Below are 24,003 nucleotides of genomic sequence, written 5' to 3'. Positions count from 1 at the left end.
GTCAGGTCAGGATCGGGTTGAGGATCGCGAAGATCAGCGCGGCGACCGCCGCGGCGGCCGGGAGGGTCAGCACCCACGCGGCCGCGATGTTCTTGGCGACGCCCCAGCGGACCGCGGAGAGCCGCTTGGTCGCGCCGACGCCCATGATCGCGGACGTCACCGTGTGCGTCGTCGAGACGGGGGCGTGCAGGACGAACGCGTTGACGTACAGCACCCCGGCGGACACCGACTCGGCGACGAAGCCGCGCGCCGGGTCGAGCTCGATGATGCGGCGGCCCAGCGTGCGCATGATGCGCCAGCCGCCCGAGTAGGTGCCCAGCGAGATCGCGGAGGCCGCGCAGATCTTGACCCACAGCGGGATGCCCTTGTCGGGGTCGGCCCACCCGACGGTGATGAGCGCCAGGTAGATGACACCCATGGTCTTCTGCGCGTCCTGCAGACCGTGGCCCAGCGCCATCGCGGAGGACGACACCGTCTGCGCGAGCCGGAACCGCCGGAACGTCTTGGCAGGGGCCGCGTTCCGGAACAGCCACATGACCCCGACCATCACCGCGAACGCGAGGCAGAACCCGACGAGGGGCGAGAACACCATCGGCAGGACGACCTTGTCCCACACGCTCGCCCAGTAGATCCCGAGCCCGCCGACCAGGCCGGCACCCACGAGCCCGCCGATCAGCGCGTGCGTGGACGACGACGGGAGCCCGAACCACCAGGTGATGAGGTTCCACGTGATCGCGCCGCCGAGGGCGCACAGGATCACGACGAGCGACTCCCGGTCGGACGCGTCGCCCAGGTCGACGATCGACTTCGCGATGGTCTCGGCGACCGCGGTGCCCAGCAGCGCGCCGACGAAGTTCATGACGGCGGCCATGAGCAGCGCGATGCGCGGCGTGAGCGCCCGGGTGGACACCGAGGTCGCGATCGCGTTGGCCGCGTCGTGGAAGCCGTTCGTGTAGTCGAAGCCCAGGGCGAGCGCGACCACCGCGACGACGAGTGCCGCTTCCACCGGTCTCAGGACTCCTTGAGCGCGATGGTCTCGACGGTGTTGGCGACCTTCTCGAACGCGTCGGCGGCGGCCTCGAGGATCTCGACGACCTCCTTGAGCTTCATGAGCTCGATGGGGTCGGCCACGTTGTCGAAGAGCTCCGCGAGGAGCTTGCGGTGCAGCTTGTCGGCCTGGTTCTCGAGGCGGTTGACCTCGACCCAGAAGTCGGCGAGGTCGCTCATCGAGCGCAGCCGAGGCATCGCGTCGGCGGTGAGCTCGGCGGCCCGCTGGAGGACCTGCACCTGGTCGGAGACCCGGGCCGGCAGCTCGCCGATCCGGTACAGGACGATGAGGTCCGCCGCCTCCTCCATGAAGTCCATGCAGTCGTCGAGCGCCGACGCCAGCGCGTAGATGTCGTCACGGTCGAACGGGGTCACGAAGGTCTGGTTGAGGCGACGCATGATCGCGTGGGTCGTCTCGTCCGCGTCGTGCTCGACGTCGCCGAGCTGCTTGGCGAGCGCCTTGCGCTCGGGGCGGTCCGCGCCCAGCAGCTGGGCCAGGAGGTCCGCACCGGTGACGAGGTGGGTGGCCAGCTCCGCGAGGAGGTCGAAGAACGACGTGTCGCGCGGGGTGAAGCGCAAGGGCACGGTGGGCTCCGGTGTGGGGACGGTCTCGTCCCGTCGTAGCCCGACGGGGCGCCTCCAATCTAACCGAGCAGCGGGCACAGGCAGAACTGAAGGCCACGTGACGGTGAAGACGCCGTGAAACCGTGCGTCGGGGAGGTGCGCGACGCCGGACCGGGAGCGCCTGTCGGCGCGAAGGCCGCTCGTAGCGGCTGAATGTGGAGCCCGGGGCTACCGCGGCCCGGCGTCGCCCGACCAGTCTACGTCTCCTCGTGGGCCGCCCGTCGCGCAGAGCGCGCGCACCCGTCACTCGAGGCGGTCGGTGCGCCACAGCGCCGCGGCGTGCTCGAGGTCCTCCGCCGTGCGCAGGAGCGCGGAGGCGCCGCGCGTGAGCCGGAGCGCCGCGTCGGGGTCGGTCGTCTCGCGCTCGTCGGCGTCGTGCGTCGCACCCACGGCCACGACGCGGCAGAACGAGGCGGCCCGCTCGAGCGCGACGGCGAGGTCGCCCGCGAAGACGCCGGACAGCACCGCGTCGGCGACCGACCGGACCTCGTCGGGGCCGGGCGGGCTCTCGACGCCGGCCACGACCTCCGCGACGGGTGCCGCGTGGACGCCGAGGCGGTACCGCAGCGCGACGACCTCGGGGTCGCGCCGCACCCAGTCGCGCAGCGCGTACAGCCGCCACAGGGCGCCGGGGAGGGTCGCCGGCGCGCTGTCGGCCCACAGCCCCGCCACCGTGTCGAGCCCCTCGCGCTCGACGAGGGTCACGAGCCGCTCGACGACCACGGGATCCTCGCTCGCCCGCGCACCGTGCACCATCGCGGCCGCGGTGGTGTGCGCGACCTGGTCGCGCAGGGCGGGATCGAGCTCGCCGGGGAGCTCGTCGGCGTCGCGGGGGTCGAGCATCGCGGGGCGCCGCGGGCGGCGCGGGGTGTCTCCGGTCACGGGTCCAGCCTCGCATCCCTCCCGGCAGGACGGGCAGACGTCGCGCAAGAGGCCACGGAGGCGCCACAATGAGCGCATGCCAGGACTTGACGCCCCCGAGACGGGCCGACGTATCCCCCTCCCCCGGGTCGAGCAGGAGCTGCGCCTGGTCCTGCGTCGGGCCACCGCGGCGTCCGCGGAGCTCGCCCGACGCGTCCACCCGGACCTCGAGGCCAGCGCCTACCCGCTGCTCATGGTGATCCGCGACGAGCCCGGGGTCCACGCCACCGAGCTCGCCCAGCGGTTCGGCATCGGCCGGGCGACCATCTCGCGCCAGCTCTCGCGCCTCGAGGACCTCGAGATCATCACGCGGACGGTCGACCCGGCGGACTCGCGCGGCCAGCTCATCTCGCTCACCGCGGTCGGCACGCAGCGCATCTCCGACGCGCAGGCCAACCGGCTCCAGTGGCTCGACGACGTCCTGACCGAGTGGCCGGACGACGACGTCGACCAGTTCGCCGACCTGCTCGCCCGCTACTCCGCGTCGGTCGAGGCCTGGCGCGCCCGTCAGGCCTGAGCCGGCTCGAACGTCAGCGAGACCGAGTTCATGCAGTACCGGTCCCCCGTCGGGGTCTGCGGCGCGTCGTCGAAGACGTGCCCCAGGTGGGACCCGCACCGGGCGCAGCGCACCTCGACGCGGACCATGCCGTGGCTGCGGTCCTCGATGAGCTCGACGGCGTCGGAGTCCTTCGCGGCGAAGAAGCTCGGCCAGCCGCAGTGCGAGTCGAACTTCGTGTCGGACCGGAAGAGCTCGTTGCCGCACCCGCGACAGCGGTACACGCCGGTGCGCTTCTCGTCGAGCAGCTCACCCGTCCAGGGGCGTTCCGTGCCGGCGTGGCGGAGCACCTGGTACTCCTCGCGCGAGAGCTCCTCGCGCCACGCGTCGTCGGACTTGGTGACCTCGTAGCCGTTCGCCGGGCTCGGGCTGTCGAACAGGTTCCTCAGGGACATGTGGTCCACCTCCACCCCGTCCAACGGGACGGGCGTGCGAGGTGTTCCCCGCCACCCGGGTGCCGCTGACCCCCCCCCGCTGCCGACCCCCCGCTGACGGCGACGGCAGACGTCGCCGTCAGCGGGGGACGTCCTCAGCGCTGCGGCGAGGACGTCGAGTAGACGGTCGGGCTGCCCGCGCCGCGCTGGACGCGACCGCGACCGCCGCGGCGCGGAGCGCCACCCGAACGGGCCGCCAAGGTGCCCGCCCCGGACCCGCCGTTGCCGCGCGAGGCACCCTCGCCCGCACGGGCCGGACGACCGGACTGGCCCGCCGGACGGCCCGACCGCTGCGACTGCTGCGACGACTGCTGACCGGACTGGCTGCCCGTCCCCGCGGCGCCGCGGCCGCGACCGCCGCGACGACGACCCGAGCCGCCGCCGGCCGGGGCCGACGCGTCGCGCGCGCCGTCGCCCTGCGCGCCGCGCGAACCCTGACGGCCCGCGCCGCCCTTCTTGCCCTGCTGTTGCACGGGCGCCGGCGCGGTGGGCGTCACGTACGCGGCACGCTCGCCGACGAGGGCCTCGACACCGGCGTCGCCGACGACGACCTTGCGCGGCTGCGCGGTGATCTTCGCCTGCCGGAGCAGCGTCCGGACGTCACCGGTCTGCTCGGGCAGGACGAGCGTGACGACGTCGCCGCCGGAGCCGGCGCGCGCGGTGCGGCCCGACCGGTGGAGGTACGCCTTGTGCTCGGCCGGCGGGTCGACGTGCACGACGAGCTCGACCTCGTCGACGTGGATGCCGCGCGCCGCGATGTCGGTCGCGACGAGCACCTTGACTGCGCCCGACGAGAACGCCTCGAGGTTGCGCTCGCGCGCGCCCTGGCCGAGGTTGCCGTGCAGGTCGACGGCGGGGACGCCGTCGGCCGTGAGCTGCTTGGCGAGCTTCTTGGCCTGGTGCTTGGTGCGCATGAAGAGCACGCGACGCCCGGTGCCGGACGCGAGGTCGTGCACGAGCTGCTTCTTGGCACCGGCGTCGGAGACCAGGAGCACGTGGTGCGTCATCGCGGCGACCGGCGACTCGGCGGAGTCGACCGAGTGGCTCTGCGGCTCGTGCAGGTAGCGGCGGACGAGCTGGTCCACGCCGTTGTCGAGCGTCGCGGAGAACAGGAGGCGCTGGCCCTTGGCCGGGGTGCGGTCCATGATCCGCTTGACGCCCGGCAGGAAGCCGAGGTCGGCCATGTGGTCGGCCTCGTCGAGCACGGTGATCTCGACGCCGTCGAGCGTGAGCAGGCCCTGCTTGAGCAGGTCCTCGAGCCGGCCCGGGCAGGCGACGAGGACGTCGACGCCGGCGTCGAGCGCGGTGACCTGGCGGGACTGCGCGACGCCGCCGAACACGGTCGTGGTGCGCAGGCCGAGCGCGGACGCGAGCGGCTCGAGGGTCGCGGCGATCTGGTTGGCGAGCTCGCGCGTCGGGCAGAGCACGAGCGCGCGGGGGCGACGCGGCTGGCGGCGCACCGGACGGCCGTCGCGGCCGGGCTCGGCGAGCCGCGTCACGACGGGCAGCGAGAACGCGAGCGTCTTGCCGGAGCCGGTGCGGCCGCGGCCGAGCACGTCACGGCCGGCGAGGGTGTCGGGCAGCGTGGCCGACTGGATGGGGAACGGGGACTCGATGCCCTGGTCGGCGAGCGCACGCAGGACGACGGCGGGCAGGGCGAAGTCGGTGAAACGAGATGTCATGTCTACCTCTCGCGTCCGCCGGCCGCCGCGCCGGGCACCGGCGAGGGGCCGGACGTGGCAGGGCAGAGGGACGGACGGGTGTGATGGGTCGTGGGTCGCCGCGCGAGTGATCGGGGGATCTCCACGACGTGGGGCGCGCGGGATGTCGCGCAAGCCCTCGTCCCCATTGTCGCACACGCCGCTCTCGCGGCGGGTGCGGCGATCAGGGCAGGAGCTCCTGGGCGAGCAGCCGCAGCGTCTCCTCGCGGGCCGGGGACGCGTCGGCGGGGGTGCCGGTGAAGGCGCCGGCGACGGGCGAGACCATGACCTCGTCGACACGCAGGTCGTCGGCGAACGCCCGAACCTGCTCGGCCGCGGACGCGGCGTCGCCGACCACCCAGGTGGCGGACATCGCGGTCGCGGTCGCGGCGGCGCGCGGGTCGAGCGGGGATGCCTCGGCGTCCTCGACGAGCTCGCCCGGGACGAGCGGACCGCCCGACCGCAGCCGGTACATGGAGCGCTGCTGCGGGAGGGCGAGGCGGTGCGCCTCGTCGGCGTCGGCCGCCACGACGGCGTTGACGACGCCGATCGTCCGGGGTGCGGCGAGCGCCTCGGACGGGCGGAAGCCGGAGCGGTAGGCCGCGAGCGCCTCGTGCGCTCCCCCACCTCCGAAGTGGCTCGCGAACACGTACGGCAGGCCGCGGGCGGCGGCGAGCTGCGCCGAGTACATGGACGAGCCGAGCAGCCAGACCGTCGGCGCGGACGTGGCGGCCGGGGTGGCCGCGAGGTCGTAGGAGCGCGCCCCGAGCGCGAGCGAGACACCACCCGGCTGGAGCAGCCCGACGACGGTCGCGACCTCCTCGGGGAACTGCTCGGCGGGGTCGACGCCGTCGGCGGCACGACCGCCACGCAGCAGGTAGCTCGTCACCGGGTCGGACCCGGGCGCGCGCCCGATACCCAGGTCGATGCGGCCGGGGAACGCCGCCTCGAGCAGCCCGAACTGCTCGGCGACGACGAGCGCCGGGTGGTTGGGCAGCATGACGCCACCCGAGCCGACGACGATGCGCCGCGTCGCGGACGCGAACAGAGCCACCAGGACGGGTGGGTTGGTCGCCGCGACGGCGCGCATGTTGTGGTGCTCGGCGAGCCAGTAGCGCGCGAAGCCGAGGTCGTCGGCGGTGCGTGCGAGGGCGAGCGACGCGGCGAGGGCGTCGGACGTCGTCTGGTCGGAGCGGACGGGCACGAGGTCGAGCACGGAGAGAGCGGTCACCCCGGCGCAACCCCGCCGGGCGCCCGGTTCATTCCGGCCGGTTCGCCCGGCCCGTCTCGTCGGCGGGGTCGCGCGGGGGGTGGGCCGCGGAGTCGTGCACGGAGTCGCCCGCGGCGTCGGACCGGTCGTCGTCCGCCTCGACGGCGGGCTGCTCGGCCGTGCGCTCGCGCTCGTCGATGACGTCCTGGCCGGGGCCCTCGAAGTGCCGGGACCGTTCGCGCGCCTCGGGGCTGCCGGTGAACAGGGCGGACTGCGACGGGTCGCTGACGCGGGTCAGGAGCATCGTCTCGTCGGTGTCCCGCGCCGTGTCAGCGGACGACCTCGCCGCCGCACGCCGCGCGGGCTGCTGGAGCGCCGGTACCCGGACGGGCCCCTTGGTGCGCCGCGGACCGACGGGCGTGACGTCGGGCGGCACGACGGGGACGTGGGGGGCGTGCCCGCGCGGCTCGGGGAGCTCGGGCTGCGCGGCGGTGCTCTCCGCTGTCGTGCTCGCGGGGACCGCCGCCGGCGAGGTCGCGGCCGCCTGCTCGGGGGTGCGCACGCCCCCGTCGTCCTGGGCGCCGAGCAGCCTCGTCTGCGGCAGGGCGTACGGGGCGGAGCGCTGCAGCCAGTCCACGAGCCCCTCGCGGACGTAGCAGCGCAGGTCGAACAGGGAAGGTGCGTCGGGCGCCGAGACGAGGGCCCGGACGTGCGCGAACCCGCCGACGGCGTCGGTGACCTGCAGGATGCCGACACGGTGGTCCCACAGCTCGCTCGCGGCCAGCAGCCGCTCCAGCTCGGCACGCATGTCGCCGAGCGGGGCGCGGAAGTCCAGGTCCATCTCGACCGTGCCGAGCAGCTGCGAGGCCCGCCGCGTCCAGTTCTGGTACGGGGTCGTCGTGAAGTAGGTGGACGGCAGGATGAGGCGCCGGTCGTCCCACAGGTGCACCACCACGTAGGTGAGGGTGATCTCCTCGATGCGACCCCACTCCTGCTCGAGCACGACGACGTCGTCGACGCGGATCGCGTCGGTGAACACGATCTGCATGCCGGCGAACACGTTCGCGAGCGACGTCTGGGCCGCGAGGCCCGCGATGATCGAGATGAGGCCCGCGGACGCCAGCAGGCTCGCACCGGCCGCGCGCGCCGCCGAGAACGTGAGCAGGACGCCCGCGATGGCGCACACGACGATGACCGACACGGTGAGCCGCCGGATGACGGTGATCTGCGTGCGGACCCGTCGCGCGTGCCGGTTGTCGGTCGTGTCGACCTGGTAGCGGCTGAGGGCCGAGTCCTCGAGGACGAACGCGAGCGCGCCCACCCACCACGCGAGCGCGACGATGAGGCCGATGAGCAGCAGGTGCTCCACGGGAGCTCGCCACGCCTTGTCGGGGTCCGTGGTCGCGCGCACCGCGATCCACACCGCGACGATCATGAGGATCACGCGGTCCGGGCGGCGCAGGCGGCGCGACACGTCCCGCCACAGCGCGCTGCGGCGTCCGAGGCGGCGCACCAGCACGGATATCAACGTCCCCACGAGGTACGCGACCACGACCGCCCCCGCGCACGCGACGAGCGTGACGAGCAGGTCGGTGGCCTTCTCCGTCGTCGGCTCGACGGGGGCGTCCGCGGGCGGCGCGACCGCGAGCCCTCCGCTCAACGCCCGCGTCAGAGCTACTGTCAGCACGGTCGGCCCCAAGGTCAGCACCCTCCCAGCGTAGGAACGTCGGACCGGGGACGCGCAGGAACGCATGGTTCGATGTGCGCCATGAGCGACACGTCCGTCCTCGCGACCGTCGGTGACTTCTTCGGAGAGGTCTGGGACCGCGCGACCTCCGCCGCGCCCGCGCCCTCGTCGGCCGTCGTGCTGGTGACGGCGCTGGTCGCGCTCGCCGTCGTCGTCGTGACGCCCGTGTGGCGGGTCGCCCGGAACGTCGTGACCATCGCCCACGAGGGCGCCCACGGCGTCGTCGCGCTGCTGTGCGGACGATCGCTCGCCGGCATCCGGCTGCACTCCGACACGTCGGGGCTCACGGTCTCGCGCGGCAAGGCCCGCGGGCCGGGCATGGTCGCGACCGCGTTCGCCGGGTACGTCGGGCCGGGCGTCCTCGGGCTGGGCGCCGCGTGGCTCACGAGCCGTGGGTACGGCGTCGGCGTCCTGTGGCTGCTGCTCGTGGCGCTCGTGCTGCTGCTCGTGCAGATCCGCAACTGGTTCGGCCTCCTGTCGGTCGTGGTGACGGGCGCGCTGCTGTTCGTCGTGACGTGGTGGCTCGACGTGCAGTGGCAGGTCGAGGTCGCGTACACCGTGACGTGGTTCTTGCTGCTGGGCGCGGTCCGACCTGTCGTCGAGCTCCAGGCGGAACGCCGCCGCGGACGGGCGCGGACGTCCGACGCGGACCTGCTCGCGCACCTCACCCGGCTGCCCGGGCTGTTCTGGGTCGTCGTGTTCGGGCTCGTGACGCTCGGCTGCCTCGTCCTCGGCGGGAGCTGGCTCCGCCGCTGACCCCTCCCGCCGAGGCGCACCTTCTCCCCGCCTGACGCCCCCGCCGAGGCGCACGTTTCGCCCCTCATCTCGTCCGCGTGGCGTGCGCAACGTGCGGCTCGGCGGAGGATTCGGAGCGCGGAGGTGCCGGGCATGACGAAGGCCCGGTGCCGGGACACGACCAGGGCCCGGCACCGGGCCTTCGATGCTCGACGGGGGGACGTCGAGCGGCGCAGTCAGCGCTGCGGCGCGAGCACGAACGCCGGTCCCGGCTGCGCCGGGTCGGTGTCGAGCGTCAGGTTCGTCAGCACGGGCGCCGTGGTCGCGGCCACGAACACGTGCGCGTCCTGGTCGTCGACCACCTGGTCGTCCGGCTGCGGGGTCGCGACGAGCGTGAGCTCGAGGCTGCCCTCGGTGGCGGGCGACTCCGCGATGCGGAGGCCGCCCTCGGGGGCGACGCCGGCCTGCTCGGCGAGGTCGGCGACTGCGGTCCGTGCACTCTCGGTCAGGGTGAGCATGGTGGTGCTCCTCTCGAAGGTCGGGTGTTCCCGGACGTCTTCCACCCGACCACACGACCCCGGGGGTCGATCAAGTCGACAGCCCCGACCTGGCCCCTTCCGCCGATCGAGATGCTCCCGAGGTGCGAGCCGCCGCCCACCTGCGTATGTTCCGCCGCCGACACCCTAGAGTGGACGCGTCGTGCCACGGTACGGCGGGCCTCTAGCTCAACTGGCAGAGCTGCGGACTTTTAATCCGTAGGTTCCGGGTTCGAACCCCGGGGGGCCCACCCTGTGACGCCGCACTCCGCGTCCCTTCGACGGCTCACCCCGCATCGTGCCCCGGCGCACGACGAAGCCCCCGGACTCAGGAGTCCGGGGGCTTCGCGACGTAGGTGGCGGCGCGGTGCAGGGGGGATACCGCGCCGCCGATTGATTACTTTACATGGTTCCGAGGGGTGTTCGGTACGCCGGGTCCCGGATATCACTGACTCGTCCGTCACACGGGCGACGACGGGTTCGATGCGCTACCTTTCGGCCCTTCCGTCCCCTCTGTCGTCACCTCGGCGTCCTCGCTCACGGCAGGCAGGTTCTCGTCCATCGGCTCGCGCGCGGTCTTCGCCCACGTCCCCGACCCGAACGCCCAGCGGAACAGCGCGCGCACCAGCGCCGGATAGATGAGCCACGTGTAGAACATGTACGGCACGATCCCGACGACGGCGAACAGCAGTCCGCGCCACCCGCGCCGGATCCCCACGAACAGCCCCGCGAACCCCGCGAAGAACGACAGCCCCAGCGCGAAGATCAGCACGGGCCACCAGAGGCTGTAGAACGCGACGTGGAAGAACCCCCAGAACACGACGGCGAGCACGAGCCCCAGCCCCATGGCGACCTGCAGGATCGGCATGATCAGGTAGACGAACGCGTCGGCCCGCGCGAGCCAGGACGCGGAGATGCGTCCGGTGCGCCAGAGCAGGGCGATCGACTGCCACGCCCCCTGCGCCCAGCGCGTCCGTTGCCGGTAGAGGCGCCGCAGGTTCGTCACGCCCTGCTGCTCGACGGTGGTCCGCACGGTCTGGTGCCCGTGCCACCCGTACTGGAGCAGGCGCACGCCGATGTCCTGGTCCTCGGTGAGCCGGTCGCGCCACGGCCCGCGCTCGACGCCCTCGGGCAGGTCCTCGGTGGCGACGACGTCGTCGAGGGCGCTGAGCCGGTTGAACTGACCGTTGCCGCCCATGTTCGCGGTCCCCCAGCGGGACCGGCCGAGCTGGTAGATGTACCCGAAGACGCCGAACTCGAGGTCCTGGCTCCACGTGAGGTAGTGCCGCCGGTTGTAGATCCGCACGAGCACCTGCACCCCGCCCGTCCACGGGTCGCCGAAGTACGGCGCGACGATGTGCGGCGCCTCCGGGCTGAGCCGGCCGTCGGCGTCCACGACGCACACGATGACGTGGTCGCGCGACCGGCCGACGTGCTCGGGCAGGGTCAGGACGTTCCGCTCCAGGTGGTCCCACGCCGCATCGAGACCCGCGGCCTTGCCCTTGCGGGCGTTCGGGGGGTCGCGGCGCAGCACGGTGAGCCCGGGCACGTCGAGGCCCGCGAGGATCTCCGGGGTGCGGTCCTCGGAGCCGTCGTCGATGACGAGGATGACGCGGTGCGTCGCCTCGACACCGGCGAGGCGCCCCACGCTGTCGGCGATCGTGACCTCCTCGTCGAGCGCGGGGACCAGGAACACCCAGAGGTACTCCTCCTCGCCCGGCATGTCGCCGCGCTCGAACACCCTGCGCTGCCGGCGAGGTTCCCCGACCGCGTGCAGCATGAGCACGAAGATCGCGACGTAGGACACCACGGTGGCACCCAGCAGCACCCACATGAGGGCGTCGGCCCACGCCGGCACCGAGTGGTACGGGTCCCACCAGTCGACGGGGCGTACCTGGGCAGCGATCATCGGACGTCGAGATCCTCGATGAGGGGCTCGGTCGGGGCGGGCGCGATGCCGCGTCCCGCCTCGGGCGGCACGACGACCTCCTCCACGCGGTCGTACCCGGCAGCGTCCAGCACGGCTGCGCGCGAGTAGCCGGGGCCGAACGGCTCGGGCCGCGGGCCGTCGAAGAGCAGGTTCTCGAAGGCGCCGATGATGCGCGCGACGGCGTGCCCGTCGCCGTACGGGTTGGGCCGCATCGAGATCTCGGCACGGAGCTCGGGGTGGTCGAGCAGCCGGGACGCCGCCTCGACGACGGTGTCAGGGTCCGTCCCGACGAGCTCGAGCGTGCCCGCCTCGACGCCCTCGGTGCGCTCGGTGGTCGCCCGCAGCACGAGCACGGGCACGCCGAGCGCCGGCGCCTCCTCCTGGACGCCGCCGGAGTCGGTGAGCACGATCGTCGAGCGTGCGAGCAGCCGGGCGAACCCGAGGTACTCCATGGGCGGGACGAGCGTGAGGTTCGGCAGCTGGTCCAGCGACTCGCGCAGGACCGACGCCACGGCGGGGTTGGGGTGCACGGGCAGGACGAAACGCACCTTGGGGTAGCTCTCGGCGAGCCGGTGCACCGCGGCGGCGATGCGGCGGAGGCCGCCGCCCCAGTTCTCGCGCCGGTGCGCGGTGACGGTGACGACGGGCGTGGTCTCGTCGTCCTCGAGGTCGGCGAGCTCGGGCACGCCGTACGGCTCGTGCCGCTCGGCGGCCCACCGCAGCGCGTCGATCGCGGTGTTCCCCGTGACGAACACGCGGTCGATGTCGACGCGCTCCCGCACGAGGTTCTGCTCGTTCTCGTCGGTCGGCGCGAGGTGGAACGTCGCGATGCGTGCCACGAGCTGCCGGTTGAGCTCCTCGGGGAAGGGCGACAGCGTGGAGCGGGTGCGCAGCCCGGCCTCGACGTGGACGACCGGGATGCGCAGGTGGAAGGCCGCGAGCGCCCCCGCCGCGGCGCTCGACGTGTCGCCGTGGACGATGCAGGCCACGGGGTAGGTGTCGTAGCGCCGCTCGGTCACGCTCTGGGTGGGCGGTCCCCACCGGTCGACCACCAGGTCCTCGAGACCGGTCATCACGGCGCCGAACAGGGCGTTGAGCGTGAGCCCCTGTCGTCCCACGCGGAGGTTTGCCTGCACGGAGAGCCCGTCCAGGGCGAGCACGTCCTCGACGACGTCGCCGTGCTGCCCGGTCGCGACCACGATCGGCTGGATCCGGGGGTGGTCGGTCATCGCCCGGACGAGGGGCAGCAGCTTGATGGCCTCGGGGCGTGTGCCGATGACGACCAGCGCCGGCACGACGCCGTCGGGAGCGCCGAAGACGCGCAGCGCACCATGACGTGTGTCCATGCCTCCAGACTGACGGAACCGGGGCCCGTCCGCCCCTCGGGACACGCCCGGCCCGTGGGGCGGGCAGACTGGTCCGCGTGCAGGTCATCGGCCATCGCGGCGCGTCGGCGGTCGCCCCGCAGAACACTCTCGCGGCGTTCGGGGCGGCGTGCCGCGCGGGCGCGGACGCGGTCGAGCTGGACGTCCGCCGGACGGCCGACGGTGCCCTGGTGGTGCTGCACGACGCGCGGGTCGACGCGACGACGGACGGCTCGGGGCGGGTGCGGGCGCTGAGCGCCGCGCAGGTCGGTGCGCTCGACGCCGGGGCGTCGTTCTCCCCCGCGTTCGCGGGCGAGCGGGTCCCGTTCCTCGCGGACGTCCTGGCGCTCCTGGCCGCGCACGACGTGGGGCTGCTGTGCGAGCTCAAGGGCGGCTGGTCGCCGCGCGAGGTGGCGGACGTCGTGGCGGTGCTCGACGGCGCCGGGATGGCCGGACGGACGCTGCTCCAGTCGTTCCGTCGCCGGACGGTGCGCGCGGCGCGCGAGGCCGCGCCGGAGATCCCCCGCGGACTGCTGGTCGAGGTGTGGACGCCCGGCGTCCTGCGGGCGTGCGAGCGCCTCGCAGTCACGTCGTGCAACCCGTCGCTGCGGATCCTCCAGCGCCGGCCGGGGCTGCCCGGCGACCTGCACGCGGCGGGGTTCACGGCGACGCCCTGGACGCTGGACGACCCGGCGGACTGGACGCTCGCGGTGGACGCCGGGGCGGACGGGATCATCACGAACGACCCGGGCCGGCTGCGCACGTGGCTGTCGGCGCGGTGATACTGGACGGGTGATCTCCGTGGCGCTGGCCCTGTCCCTCCGTGATGCCGGGGTGCGGTGGACGCCCGCGGACGGCGACCGGTTCGTCGTCGAGTCGCTGCTGGACGAGGGCGCGGAGCCGAACGTCTTCACGGTGTCGGAGATGACGATCGAGGAGCACCGCTACGAGACGGGCTCGGTGCTGGGCTTCAACGGGACGACGGAGTGGGCGCTCGACTCGGTCGCGCTCGAGGACGCGTTGTGGCTCCCTGCCGAGCACCAGCTCCGAGCGTTGCTGGGCGGGACGTTCGCGGCGCTGGAGCGCACGGCGGAGGGCTTCCGGGTGACGACGTCGGCTCCGGCGGGCAGCGGCGACGCGCGCGCGTTCGACGCGCCGGTGTGCGAGGACGCGTACGCGGAGGCGCTCCTGGCGCTGGTGCGGTCCGCGGTGGAGACGGCGTAGCCGGGAAACGCCTCACAACACTTCACAACTTCGCACAGATCCGAACCACACCGGCCGTGCGGTGTGGGTAGGGTGTGGCCATGTCATGGCTCGTGACCGGCGGTGCCGGGTACATCGGTTCGCACGTGGTGAAGGCGCTGCTCGACGCAGGCACGGACCCCGTGGTGGTGGACGACCTGTCGTCCGGGCACCGCGAGTTCGTGCCCGACGGCGTCCCGTTCGTCGAGACGAACCTGCTCGACACCGACACGGTCACCGCGACCCTGAAGGAGCACGACGTCACGGGCGTCATCCACCTCGCCGGGTACAAGTACGCGGGCGAGTCCGTGAAGCGCCCCCTGCACACGTACACGCAGAACGTCACGGCGATGGTCCACCTGCTCGAGGCGATGGCGGCGACCGGTGTCGACAAGATCGTCTTCTCGTCGTCCGCGGCCACGTTCGGCACGCCGGACGTCGACCTCGTCACCGAGGACACCCCCACGGCCCCCGAGTCGCCCTACGGCGAGTCGAAGCTGATCGGCGAGCGGCTGCTCGCGGACGTCGCGACCGCAGGTGCCGTCGCCGGCAACGTCGACGAGGCCGGCGCCCCCGTCCCCGTGCTGCGGCACACCTCGCTGCGGTACTTCAACGTCGTCGGCTCGGGCTCCCCCGACCTGTACGACACGTCGCCGCACAACCTGTTCCCGCTGGTGATCGACGCCCTGCGCGCCGGTCGCACGCCCCGCATCAACGGCACGGACTACGCGACCCCCGACGGCACGTGCGTGCGCGACTACGTGCACGTCGCCGACCTCGCGGTGTCGCACGTCGCCGCGGCCCGTGCCCTCGAGGCCGGCACCCCCCTGCAGCCCGTGTACAACCTCGGCTCGGGCGACGGCGTGTCCGTCCGCCAGATCATGGACGCCATGGCGCGCGTCACCGGGATCGACTTCACGCCCGAGATCGCGCCGCGACGGCCCGGTGACCCCGCCCGGATCGTCGCGACGGGCGAGGCCGCGGCCCGCGACCTGGACTGGGTCATGCGGCACTCGCTCGACGACATGGTGGCGTCCGCGTGGGAGGCCCGGCAGGCTCACCCGTCCTGAGCAGGCGGGCTGCGCCTCAGGTGGGCATGGCTCAGGCGTGCGCGGCGGGCTCGTCGCCGCGCATGTCGGGCGGCTCGACCTGGAACGTCGAGTGCTCGACGTCGAAGTGCCCGGCCAGGCACGTCCGCAGCGCGCGCAGCACCTCGGTGCCCTCACCGCGGGCCAGCCGCTCCGGCTCCACCTCGACGTGCGCGGACAGCACGGGCACGCCCGACGTGATCGTCCACGCGTGCAGGTCGTGCACCCCGACGACGCCGGGGACGCCGGTCATGTGCCGGCGCACCTCGTCGAGGTCGACCCCGGGCGGCGTCTGCTCGAGCAGCACCGCGACGACGTCGCGCAGCAGCGACCACGCGCGCGGCGCGATCATCACCCCGATGAGGACCGAGGCGATGCCGTCGGCGCGCTCGAAGCCGGTCGTCGCGATCACCACGCCCGCCACGACCACCGCGGCCGACCCCAGCAGGTCGCCCAGCACCTCGAGATAGGCGCCGCGGACGTTGAGGCTCTCCGCCTGCCCGGCGTGCAGGAGCCGCAGGTTGACGCCGTTCGCGAGCAGCCCGACGAGCGCGACCGCGATCATCAGGCCCGGACGCACCTCGCCCGTGGGGTCGAGCGTCCGGCGCACGCCCTCGACGAGCACCACGACGGCCACCACGCCCAGCACGAGCCCGTTGGCGAGCGCCGCGAGGATCTCGGCCCGCTGCCAGCCGAAGGTGCGCACCGCCGTCGTCGGCCGCGTCGCGAGCCACGACGCCCACAGCGCCACGGCCACCCCGGACGCGTCGGTGAGCATGTGCCCGGCGTCCGCGAGCAGCGCCACCGACCCGGCGAGCAGGGCGCCGACCAGCTCGAGCACCATGACCGCGAGCGTCACGCACAGGACGACGACGAGCCTCCGACGGTGGCGTCCGGTCGCCGTCCCCGCCCCCGGGCCGTGCGCGTGGCCGTGACCCGGCCCGTGCGCGTGACCCACGTCAGTCCCACCCGAGGGCGTGGAGGCGGTCGTCGTCGATGCCGAAGTGGTGCGCGATCTCGTGCACGACGGTGACGGCGACCTCCTCGACGACGTCCTCGCGGTCGTCGCAGATCGCGAGCGTCGGGTTGCGGTAGATCGTGATCCGGTCGGGCAGCGCCCCGGCGGCCCACCACGAGCCGCGCTCGGTGAGCGGCGTGCCCTCGTACAGCCCGAGGAGCTCGGGGTCGTCAGCGGGGGCGTCGTCCTCGACGAGCACGACGACGTTGTCCATCTGCGCCGCGAGCTCCTCGGGGATCTCGTCGAGCGCGTCGCGCACGGCGTCCTCGAACTCCGCCCTGCTCATCTCGACCATCCCCCTATCCTGCCCTCTGCCGCACCCGCGGACGGCCCGGCCGGGCGAGGCCCGCGCACGGCCCGCCCACGACGCTCGCCTGTATGCTGGCGCTCGTCCCGGCCTCGCGGTCAGGACGGGCCCCCATCGTCTAGCGGCCCAGGACCCCGCCCTTTCACGGCGGTAGCACGGGTTCGAATCCCGTTGGGGGTACACGGTCCGTCCGGCCACCCGACTCGTGCGGGGAACGGATTTCAGGATCACGTCCCGAGTGGGATACGATCCTCTCGGTTCGCTTCACGGAGCGGATCACCGGTAAGAGTCTTTGGTTCACCCGAGGTTCTCATCATGGCCCTGTAGCGCAGTTGGTTAGCGCGCCGCCCTGTCACGGCGGAGGTCGCGGGTTCAAGTCCCGTCAGGGTCGCTGACACCGACACCCGGTAACCGTCTCTCGACGGACACCGGGTGTTCGCGTCACACGAGGCTCTGTAGCTCAGTTGGTAGAGCGTTCGACTGAAAATCGAAAGGTCACCGGATCGACGCCGGTCGGAGCCACCGCCACGAAGGCCCCTCGGGATTCCCGAGGGGCCTTCGTCGTCCCCGCGACGCGCGTCCTCGCTGGTGACTGCCACGATCCCGGAGCGCGCGACGCGCCACGGGACCGACCAGTGGATACGCTCGAACCTGACGCACCGAGAGGGGTGGACGATGAGCGACTGGGACGACGGCAGCCCGGCGAAGGACCAACGACCCAGCGTGGGACGACTGCTGGAGCAGGTCACCGAGAACATCTCGCGCGTGGTGCGGACCGAGATCGCCCTGATCAAGGCGGAGCTCACCGCGAAGATCACCGCGGCGGCGATCGGCATCGGCTTGTTCGTGGTCGCGGCCCTGCTCGCGTTCTTCGTGCTGGTGTACCTGATCTTCGCCGGCTACCTGGGGCTCGCGCACGCGTTCCCCGACTGGCTGGCCGCCCTGCTGACCGCGGTCGGGCTGCTCGTGATCATCGCGGTGCTCGCCCTCGTCGGCAAGAAGAGCCTCGACCGCAGCACGCCGCCGATCTCGCCCGAGACCAAGGAGCGGCTGAAGAAGGACGTGTCGGCGATCAAGGAAGGGGCCACGTCGTGAGCACCAAGCAGCAGCAGCTCGAGATCGAGCTGGCGAAGGCGCGCTCCGACCTGGCGGCGAGCGTGGACGTCCTCGCCACGCGCCTCGACCCGCGCTCCCAGGCACGGGACCTCGCGGACTCCGTCAAGCAGACCGTCTCCGACACCGGCGGCCTCTTCACCGGCCGCGGCATGCCCGACCAGGCGCGCCGCTCACGCAACGTCAAGGTCGCCCTGGGCGTCGCTGCGGTCGTCCTCGCGCTCGGCCTGCGCGTCGTCCTGCGGCGGCCCTGAGGCCGCCGCAGGGCGTCACTCCTGGTGCTGAGCGTCGCTGTCGCCGGACGCCGCGCCGAGCAGTGCCCGGACCTCCGCCTCCGGGTAGCGACGGTGGCCGCCCAGCGTCCGGATGTACGACAGCTTCCCGGCCTTCGCCCAGCGGGTGACGGTCTTCGGGTCGACGCGGAAAAGAGTGGCGACCTCGGCCGGCGTCAACAGGACTTCAGGCTCCCCCTGCATACCGTGTGCGGACATTGCTCACCTCCACGACGGAGATCTCTGCGCACCGGACAGCGCGCACGACAACGATCTCTGACCCTTCCATCATGACAGTCCTGGCATAGTCGACACCTCGGACGCGGGGTGAAATGCTTCACCATCAGCGAAACCCGCCCTGGAGCGTCCATCTCGGACAGTCCGGAGGCCGCCGGCGGCACCGTCAGGGCGAGCCGAGTAGTCGGAATGTCGAAACGCCGTGTACCGTTGTGCCCTGGACAGACGAGACACCACCGGGGCCGCACGCGTCTGGCGCGTTGCCTGCCCCGGCTTTCATGTTGAGGGGGTCGAGCCATGGGACGCGGCCGTCAGAAGGCGAAGCAGACCAAGGTCGCTCGCCAGTTGAAGTACTACAGCCCCGATACGAACTATCAGGCGCTCGAGCGAGAGCTCGGTGGGAGTACTTCGCTCGGTGGCAGTACGTCGCGCACCGAGGTGCGAACCGACTCCCGGTACGAGTCGAACGACGACGACTTCCAGGATCGCTACAGCGACTGGAACGACGAGCGCTGACCCGCTCGCTGCCGTCGCCGTGCGCGACGCCACGAACGGTCCCGGCTCCGGTCGGAAGCTCCTGAACGTCAAGCGGTGCGCCACCCCTCGGGGCAGCGCACCGCTCGTCGTACCCAGGGGCTGTCAGGCCCGGTACGTGCCCGTCATGAGCACCGCACCGGCCGTCACACCCTTCGTCCCCGTGACCAGGTCCTGACCGGACGCCGCCTCGTCGAGGTCGCCGACGGTGCCGAGCACCCACGCCGGGACGCCCTGCGCCGCGAGGCGGGACAGGGCCGCGTCCACGCCGTCCTGGCCGACGATCGCCACCATGCCCACGCCCAGGTTCAAGGTGTTCTCCAGGTCGCGCTGCGGCACCCCGCCCAGATCGCGAACGGTGCCGAACACCGCCGGGACCTCCCACGAGCCACGGTCCACCGTCGCCACGGTGCCCGCCGGCAGCACGCGCGCCAGGTTCGCCGCGAGGCCCCCGCCCGTCACGTGCGTGAACGCGTGCACCTGGGCCGCCTCGTCCCGGGCCAGCTCGAGGCAGTCCCGCGCGTACACGCGCGTCGGCTCCAGCAGCTCCTCGCCGAGCGTCCGGCCGAACTCCTCGACGTGCCGGTCGAGCTCCCAGCCCGCGTGCTTCACGACCGCCCGCACCAGCGAGTAGCCGTTCGAGTGCAGGCCCGACGAGGCCATGCCGATCAGGACGTCACCCGACCGCACCCGGTCCGGGCCGAGCAGCCGGTCCGCCTCGACGACACCCGTCGCCGCGCCCGCGACGTCGTAGTCGTCCGGGGCCAGCAGACCCGGGTGCTCCGCCGTCTCGCCACCCACCAGGGCCGTCCCCGCGACCTCGCACGCCGCCGCGATGCCCCGCACGATGTCAGCGATCCGCTCCGGCACGACCTTGCCGCACGCGATGTAGTCCGTCATGAAGAGCGGCTGCGCGCCCACCACCACGATGTCGTCGACCACCATGCCCACCAGGTCGAACCCGATGGTGTGGTGCACGTCCAGCGCCTGCGCGATCGCGACCTTCGTGCCCACACCGTCCGTCGACGTCGCCAGCAGCGGACGACGGAACCGGGTCAGCGCGCTCGCGTCGTACAGGCCCGCGAAACCGCCCACCCCGCCGAGCACCTGCGGCCCCTGCGTGCGGCGGACCGCGTCCTTCATGAGCTCGACGGCCTTGTCGCCCGCCTCGGTGTCGACGCCGGCAGCGGCGTAGGTCATTCCATCGGTCACGAGAAGTGCTCCAGAAGTGGGTTCTGTCGGTGGTCGTCGTCGCCCGGGAAGGGGTCAGGGACGGTCGAGCGCGCCCGCGCCGCCGCCGGCGACCGTCAGCGAGACCAGGCCGTCCTCCGGGGCGCCGAGCGGCAGCTCCGCCTGCTCCAGCAGGTGCTTGCCGAGCTGGTCGTCCGGCGGCAGCTCGATCGGGTACTTCCCCGTGAAGCACGCCGCGCAGAGCTGCGAGGCCGGCTGCTCCGTCGCGGCGATCATGCCCTCCGTCGAGATGTAGCCCAGGGAGTCCGCACCCAGCGACGACGCGATCTCGTCGGCGCTCAGACCGTTCGCGATGAGCTCCGCGCGCGACGCGAAGTCGATCCCGTAGAAGCACGGCCACTTCACCGGCGGGGAGCTGATCCGCACGTGCACCTCTGCGGCCCCCGCCTCGCGGAGCATCCGGATCAGCGCGCGCTGCGTGTTCCCGCGCACGATCGAGTCGTCCACGACCACGAGTCGCTTGCCGCGGATCACCTCGCGCAACGGGTTGAGCTTGAGCCGGATGCCGAGCTGGCGCAGCGTGTCGGACGGCTGGATGAACGTGCGGCCCACGTACGCGTTCTTGGTGAGCCCCTGCCCGAACGGGATGCCCGACTCCTGCGCGTACCCGACCGCCGCGGGCGTCCCCGACTCCGGCACCGGGATCACCAGGTCCGCGTCCACCGGGTGCTCCTTCGCGAGCTCCCGACCCATGTCGACCCGGCTCGCGTGCACCGACCGGCCGTTGATCGTCGTGTCAGGACGCGCCAGGTACACGTACTCGAACACGCAGCCCGCGCGCTCCACCGGCGCGAAGCGCTGCGTCCGCAGACCGTCCTCGTCGATCGCGATCAGCTCGCCCGGCTCGACCTCCCGCACGAACGACGCGCCCACGATGTCCAGCGCCGGCGTCTCCGACGCCACCACCCAGCCGCGTTCCAACCGGCCCAGCACCAGCGGGCGCACACCCTGCGGGTCGCGCGCCGCGTACAGCGTCCGCTCGTCCATGAACACCAGGCTGAACGCACCGCGCAGCCGCGGCAGGACCTCCAGGGCCGTCTGCTCGAGCGAGTGGTCGGCGTCGCCCGCGAACAGCGCCGTGATGAGCGCCGTGTCCGTCGTGTTCCCGCGCGCCAGTTCGCCCCGACGCTGCGCGCCGTAGCGCTCCGCGACGAGCGACACCAGCTCCGCCGAGTTCGTCAGGTTGCCGTTGTGCCCCAGCGCCACCGTGCCCGTGGACGTCGCACCCAGCGTCGGCTGCGCGTTCTCCCACGTCACGCCACCCGTCGTCGAGTAGCGGCAGTGACCCACGGCCATGTGACCCGTCAGCGCGTTCAGGGCCGTCTCGTCGAACACCTGCGAGACCAGACCCATGTCTTTGTAGACGAGGATCTGCTCACCGTTGCTGGTCGCGATGCCGGCGGACTCCTGACCGCGGTGCTGCAACGAGTACAGGCCGAAGTAGGCGAGCTTGGCGACTTCCTCGCCAGGAGCCCAGACACCGAAGACACCGCAAGCATCTTGCGGGCCTTTCTCGCTGGGCATCAGATCGTGGTTCAGACGTCCATCTCCGCGGGGGGCCACGTGTCAAGTGTCTCACAGGGGCTGTGGACGACTGGTGCTCGTGGGTCGGAGGTGGGGTGGGGGTGGGGGTGGGGTTGCGGTCCTGTGGCTGGGGCGCGGTGGGGAGGAGGGGGCGGGAAGGGCGGGTACGGCGCTGCCCCGCCCCGCTGGGTGCGGGACGGGGCGGCGGAAGGTGGGTCAGCTGCAGGACCTGGCCGCGTACGCCTTCGTCGACGTCTGGTAGTGGCCCGTGCCGTCGTAGTAGTAGGCGGCGATGGTGAGGCTGCCCGCCTCGACCGAGGTCTTGCCGGTGGCGAAGACGTTCGAGACCGAGGTCAGGGGGGCGACCCCGCTGAACTTCTTGTCCCCGAACGGCGTCGTGAGACGGATGTCGACCTTGTGGGCCGCCTCACCGTTGACCACCGAGGTCGAGAGGTAGACCTGGCCCGCCGAGCAGAACGGCGCCGCCGTCGGGGCCTTCGTGACGACGGCCGGGAGCGGCGCCTTCACCGTGAGCGGGAGCCGGACGACCGTCTTCGACTCCTTCGCGAGGAGCACCAGGTCGTACGCACCCGGCTTCGTCGTGGTCGGGACCGTGACGGCCACGCTCGACGCGCCCGCCGCGTTCACGGACGCGGTGCCGAGGGACGTGCCCGGCTTCGCCGGGTCGAACGCGCCGCCCGACGCCACCAGGTACTCCGTGAGGCTGGTGTTGCGGGGTGCGCCGAGCGACGTCAGGTTGAGGCTCGACACCTTCGCCTTCGCGACGTCGCCCGCTCGGGTGGCCTTCGGCAGGGCGTTCACCACGACGTGCGACCGGGCGAACGACGGGCTCGCCGGGTCGTGCGTGCCGAGGTACTCGATCCAGCCGTCCCGGTCCACGAGCCCGGAGTCCTTCGCGTCCGTGCCCTGGAGGAACTCGCGGAAGTTGTCGCCCCCGGACGTGAGGAACGAGAACGTGCCGATCCGGTACTCCTTCGACGGGTCGAGCGGCTTGCCGTCGACGTACACCGACGTGATGTGGTTCCCCGGCGTCGCCGCCGCGTCGAGCGTGTCGACGGTGTACGTGACGTTGTCCGACAGGCCGAGGTTCAGGTACGGCCGGGTCGGGCGGTTGCCGGACGCGTCCGTCTGCCACTGCTGCTCGAGCAGCTCCTTGAACTGGGCTCCCGTGAGCGTGACCGTCCAGAGGTTGTTGACGAACGGCAGGACGCTGTTCGCCTCGCCGTACGTGATCACGCCGTCGTCACCCTTGAAGAGCTCCGCCCGCAGACCACCGGGGTTCACGACGCCGATGTCGGCGCCGCCGCGGGACTCGGGCGCGAGGGTGTCGCGCAGGGCGTCCGCCACGAAGTTGCCGAGCGCCGACTCGGACGCGCGGTCGTCGCGACCCTTCGTCGGGTCGGTCGCGTCGGGCTGCGTGTACTTCCCCTTGACGTACGAGCCGCCCGTGTAGGCCGTCGTGATGTCCGCGGTGACCGCCCCGACCGGCTGCTTGCCGACCGTGTCGGCGTACGCGAGCGCGGCCTTGACGATCCCGTCGACCTTCGCGACCGCGGGGTACTTCGCGACGAGGTCCGCGGCGGGGGTCGTCGTACGCGGGACGTTCGCCACCGTGGACGACACGACCGCGTGGGTCGTCGCGTCGAGCGTCAGCGACACGTGCCCGACGTTGGCGCCGTAGTCGCCCGTCTGGATGATCGGGCGGGTCTTCCCGCTCGCGCCCGGGACGGGCGCCTGCCACGCGTACTCCTTGTGCGTGTGGCCGGTGAAGATCGCGGCGACCTTCGGGCTGGTCTTCGTCACGATGTCGGCGAAGGCGCCGCCTGCGGCCACCTCCTGGTCGAGGGTCGCGCCATCCGGCGTGCCCTCGCTCGCGCCCTCGTGGATCGTCGCGACGAGGACGTCGGCCTCGCCGTTGGACGGGTCGCCGTCGGTCAGCTCGTCCGCGGTCTTGTTGATCGCGGCGACCGGGTCGCCGAAGTCGAGCGTCGAGACTCCCGCCGGGGACACCAGGGTGGGCGTCTCCTCCGTGACGGCGCCGATGACGCCGACCTTCACACCCTTGACGGTCACGACCTGGTAGGCGGGGAGCGCGGGCGTCGTCGTGCCGTGCTCGTAGACGTTCGCGCCGAGGTACGGCCAGTCCGCCCGGTCGTCGATGCGACCCGTGAGGTCGGAGTAGCCCTTGTCGAACTCGTGGTTGCCCACCGACGACACCTGCAGGCCGAGTGCGTTGAGGACGTCGATCGTGGGCGCGTCGTCCTGGACCGCGGACGCGAACAGCGACGCGCTGACGTTGTCACCCGCCGAGAGGAAGACGGTCCCGTCGGGGTCCTGGGCCTTGAGCTGCTCGATCGTCCCGGCGAACGCCACCGTGTTGGTGTCGATGCGGCCGTGGAAGTCGTTGATGCTGAGGAAGTCGATCGTCGTGGTGCCGTCGCCGTCGGCTGCACGGGCTGCCGTGGCACCGGCGGCCACGAGCGCGAGGGACGCGAGGGCTGCGCCCGTCGCACGGAAGGAAGGTCGGATCACGCTGGCTCCTTTGTCGGGATGACCTGACGCATCCCACCTGAGCCTGATGAACTCCCTGTG

23 protein-coding genes, 4 tRNA genes and 1 pseudogene are annotated in these 24,003 nt (G+C 72.5%); 12 read left to right on the top strand and 16 right to left on the bottom strand.

What is annotated here, in order from left to right; genetic code table 11:
* Position 1 precedes the first annotated feature (1 nt).
* From CLV34_RS06670 to CLV34_RS06660, 3 genes are all read right to left on the bottom strand, one after another.
* Positions 2-1,006, bottom strand: a complete 1,005-nt coding sequence (locus tag CLV34_RS06670; protein ID WP_100349493.1) for an inorganic phosphate transporter — start codon at positions 1,004-1,006, stop codon at positions 2-4.
* 5 nt (positions 1,007-1,011) lie between these two features.
* On the bottom strand, positions 1,012-1,632 hold the full coding sequence (locus CLV34_RS06665; RefSeq protein WP_100349492.1) for a DUF47 domain-containing protein: 621 nt from the start codon (positions 1,630-1,632) through the stop codon (positions 1,012-1,014).
* 282 nt (positions 1,633-1,914) lie between these two features.
* Entirely contained in the window at positions 1,915-2,514 is a 600-nt protein-coding gene (locus tag CLV34_RS06660) for a hypothetical protein (protein ID WP_100349876.1), read from the bottom strand.
* Between the two features lie 115 nt (positions 2,515-2,629).
* Between CLV34_RS06660 and CLV34_RS06655 the strand changes: the two genes are divergently transcribed.
* Complete coding sequence (locus tag CLV34_RS06655; protein WP_100349491.1) at positions 2,630-3,109, top strand: MarR family winged helix-turn-helix transcriptional regulator; 480 nt, start codon at positions 2,630-2,632, stop codon at positions 3,107-3,109.
* On the opposite strand, the gene msrB is transcribed toward CLV34_RS06655, so the two are convergent.
* The 4 genes from msrB to CLV34_RS06635 form a co-directional block, all read right to left on the bottom strand.
* A complete protein-coding gene (gene msrB, locus CLV34_RS06650; protein ID WP_100349875.1) occupies positions 3,100-3,543 on the bottom strand; it encodes a peptide-methionine (R)-S-oxide reductase MsrB in 444 nt (147 codons plus the stop codon). The two genes, CLV34_RS06655 and msrB, sit on opposite strands and share 10 nt — an antisense overlap.
* A gap of 134 nt (positions 3,544-3,677) precedes the next feature.
* On the bottom strand, positions 3,678-5,264 hold the full coding sequence (locus CLV34_RS06645; protein ID WP_100349490.1) for a DEAD/DEAH box helicase: 1,587 nt from the start codon (positions 5,262-5,264) through the stop codon (positions 3,678-3,680).
* A gap of 202 nt (positions 5,265-5,466) precedes the next feature.
* The gene (locus tag CLV34_RS06640; RefSeq protein WP_100349489.1) at positions 5,467-6,513 is read right to left on the bottom strand and encodes an MsnO8 family LLM class oxidoreductase; all 1,047 of its coding nucleotides are present in this window, start codon (positions 6,511-6,513) and stop codon (positions 5,467-5,469) included.
* A 28-nt stretch (positions 6,514-6,541) separates the two neighbouring features.
* On the bottom strand, positions 6,542-8,200 hold the full coding sequence (locus CLV34_RS06635) for a mechanosensitive ion channel family protein (protein WP_245859060.1): 1,659 nt from the start codon (positions 8,198-8,200) through the stop codon (positions 6,542-6,544).
* A 60-nt stretch (positions 8,201-8,260) separates the two neighbouring features.
* Here CLV34_RS06635 and CLV34_RS06630 point away from each other — a divergent pair, with 60 nt between their 5' ends.
* Positions 8,261-8,995, top strand: a complete 735-nt coding sequence (locus CLV34_RS06630) for a M50 family metallopeptidase (protein ID WP_342747204.1) — start codon at positions 8,261-8,263, stop codon at positions 8,993-8,995.
* 215 nt (positions 8,996-9,210) lie between these two features.
* Here the strand turns inward: CLV34_RS06630 and CLV34_RS06625 are convergent, their stop codons facing one another.
* A complete protein-coding gene (locus tag CLV34_RS06625; RefSeq protein WP_100349486.1) occupies positions 9,211-9,492 on the bottom strand; it encodes a Fe-S cluster assembly protein HesB in 282 nt (93 codons plus the stop codon).
* Positions 9,493-9,688: 196 nt separating this feature from the next.
* Here CLV34_RS06625 and CLV34_RS06620 point away from each other — a divergent pair.
* Positions 9,689-9,761, top strand: a tRNA-Lys gene (locus CLV34_RS06620).
* Positions 9,762-9,970: 209 nt separating this feature from the next.
* Here the strand turns inward: CLV34_RS06620 and CLV34_RS06615 are convergent.
* Together CLV34_RS06615 and wecB are read right to left on the bottom strand one after the other, a co-directional pair.
* Positions 9,971-11,419: a glycosyltransferase gene (locus CLV34_RS06615; RefSeq protein ID WP_100349485.1), complete on the bottom strand. Its 1,449-nt coding sequence runs from the start codon at positions 11,417-11,419 to the stop codon at positions 9,971-9,973.
* The gene (gene wecB / locus CLV34_RS06610) at positions 11,416-12,786 is read right to left on the bottom strand and encodes a non-hydrolyzing UDP-N-acetylglucosamine 2-epimerase (protein ID WP_100349484.1); all 1,371 of its coding nucleotides are present in this window, start codon (positions 12,784-12,786) and stop codon (positions 11,416-11,418) included. The genes CLV34_RS06615 and wecB overlap by 4 nt, the downstream gene beginning before the upstream one ends.
* Positions 12,787-12,863: 77 nt before the next feature.
* Between wecB and CLV34_RS06605 the strand changes: the two genes are divergently transcribed.
* The 3 genes from CLV34_RS06605 (at position 12,864) to galE (ending at position 15,116) form a co-directional block, all read left to right on the top strand.
* Complete coding sequence (locus CLV34_RS06605; protein WP_100349483.1) at positions 12,864-13,586, top strand: glycerophosphodiester phosphodiesterase; 723 nt, start codon at positions 12,864-12,866, stop codon at positions 13,584-13,586.
* A 10-nt stretch (positions 13,587-13,596) separates the two neighbouring features.
* On the top strand, positions 13,597-14,028 hold the full coding sequence (locus CLV34_RS06600; protein WP_100349482.1) for a pilus assembly protein CpaE: 432 nt from the start codon (positions 13,597-13,599) through the stop codon (positions 14,026-14,028).
* Positions 14,029-14,108: 80 nt separating this feature from the next.
* Complete coding sequence (gene galE / locus CLV34_RS06595; protein ID WP_100349874.1) at positions 14,109-15,116, top strand: UDP-glucose 4-epimerase GalE; 1,008 nt, start codon at positions 14,109-14,111, stop codon at positions 15,114-15,116.
* Between the two features lie 31 nt (positions 15,117-15,147).
* Here galE and CLV34_RS06590 read toward each other — a convergent pair whose 3' ends face one another.
* Positions 15,148-16,092 carry a cation diffusion facilitator family transporter gene (locus tag CLV34_RS06590; protein ID WP_100349481.1) on the bottom strand — a complete coding sequence of 315 codons (945 nt, stop codon included), beginning with the start codon at positions 16,090-16,092 and terminating at the stop codon, positions 15,148-15,150.
* Between the two features lies 1 nt (position 16,093).
* Entirely contained in the window at positions 16,094-16,447 is a 354-nt protein-coding gene (locus CLV34_RS06585; protein WP_100349480.1) for a metallopeptidase family protein, read from the bottom strand.
* 119 nt (positions 16,448-16,566) lie between these two features.
* On the opposite strand from CLV34_RS06585, the gene CLV34_RS06580 reads away from it, so the two are divergent.
* The 5 genes from CLV34_RS06580 to CLV34_RS06560 all read left to right on the top strand — a co-directional run bounded on the left by CLV34_RS06580 (position 16,567) and on the right by CLV34_RS06560 (position 17,826).
* A tRNA-Glu gene (locus CLV34_RS06580) sits at positions 16,567-16,639 on the top strand.
* Between the two features lie 137 nt (positions 16,640-16,776).
* Positions 16,777-16,850, top strand: a tRNA-Asp gene (locus CLV34_RS06575).
* A gap of 58 nt (positions 16,851-16,908) precedes the next feature.
* Positions 16,909-16,981, top strand: a tRNA-Phe gene (locus CLV34_RS06570).
* 153 nt (positions 16,982-17,134) lie between these two features.
* Positions 17,135-17,554 carry a phage holin family protein gene (locus CLV34_RS06565; protein WP_157803736.1) on the top strand — a complete coding sequence of 140 codons (420 nt, stop codon included), beginning with the start codon at positions 17,135-17,137 and terminating at the stop codon, positions 17,552-17,554.
* Positions 17,551-17,826 carry a DUF3618 domain-containing protein gene (locus CLV34_RS06560; protein WP_100349478.1) on the top strand — a complete coding sequence of 92 codons (276 nt, stop codon included), beginning with the start codon at positions 17,551-17,553 and terminating at the stop codon, positions 17,824-17,826. The genes CLV34_RS06565 and CLV34_RS06560 overlap by 4 nt, the downstream gene beginning before the upstream one ends.
* A 15-nt stretch (positions 17,827-17,841) precedes the next feature.
* Here CLV34_RS06560 and CLV34_RS06555 read toward each other — a convergent pair whose 3' ends face one another.
* Positions 17,842-18,048 carry a BldC family transcriptional regulator gene (locus tag CLV34_RS06555; RefSeq protein ID WP_425436212.1) on the bottom strand — a complete coding sequence of 69 codons (207 nt, stop codon included), beginning with the start codon at positions 18,046-18,048 and terminating at the stop codon, positions 17,842-17,844.
* A gap of 330 nt (positions 18,049-18,378) precedes the next feature.
* Here CLV34_RS06555 and CLV34_RS06550 point away from each other — a divergent pair, with 330 nt between their 5' ends.
* Entirely contained in the window at positions 18,379-18,597 is a 219-nt protein-coding gene (locus CLV34_RS06550; RefSeq protein WP_100349476.1) for a DUF3073 domain-containing protein, read from the top strand.
* 123 nt (positions 18,598-18,720) lie between these two features.
* On the opposite strand, the gene purM is transcribed toward CLV34_RS06550, so the two are convergent.
* The 3 genes and pseudogenes from purM to CLV34_RS06535 all read right to left on the bottom strand — a co-directional run.
* The gene (purM, locus tag CLV34_RS06545; protein WP_100349475.1) at positions 18,721-19,815 is read right to left on the bottom strand and encodes a phosphoribosylformylglycinamidine cyclo-ligase; all 1,095 of its coding nucleotides are present in this window, start codon (positions 19,813-19,815) and stop codon (positions 18,721-18,723) included.
* A 66-nt stretch (positions 19,816-19,881) separates the two neighbouring features.
* The gene (purF, locus tag CLV34_RS06540) at positions 19,882-21,429 is read right to left on the bottom strand and encodes an amidophosphoribosyltransferase (RefSeq protein WP_100349474.1); all 1,548 of its coding nucleotides are present in this window, start codon (positions 21,427-21,429) and stop codon (positions 19,882-19,884) included.
* Positions 21,430-21,606: 177 nt separating this feature from the next.
* Positions 21,607-23,856 (bottom strand): annotated as a pseudogene (locus tag CLV34_RS06535) (bifunctional metallophosphatase/5'-nucleotidase); the annotation flags it as partial.
* Positions 23,857-24,003 lie beyond the last annotated feature (147 nt).

Source organism: Luteimicrobium subarcticum (genome assembly GCF_002798015.1).
Classification (GTDB): domain Bacteria; phylum Actinomycetota; class Actinomycetes; order Actinomycetales; family Cellulomonadaceae; genus Luteimicrobium; species Luteimicrobium subarcticum.
Note: the sequence above shows the minus strand (reverse complement) of the source record. Positions and strands in the feature narration are given on the sequence as shown.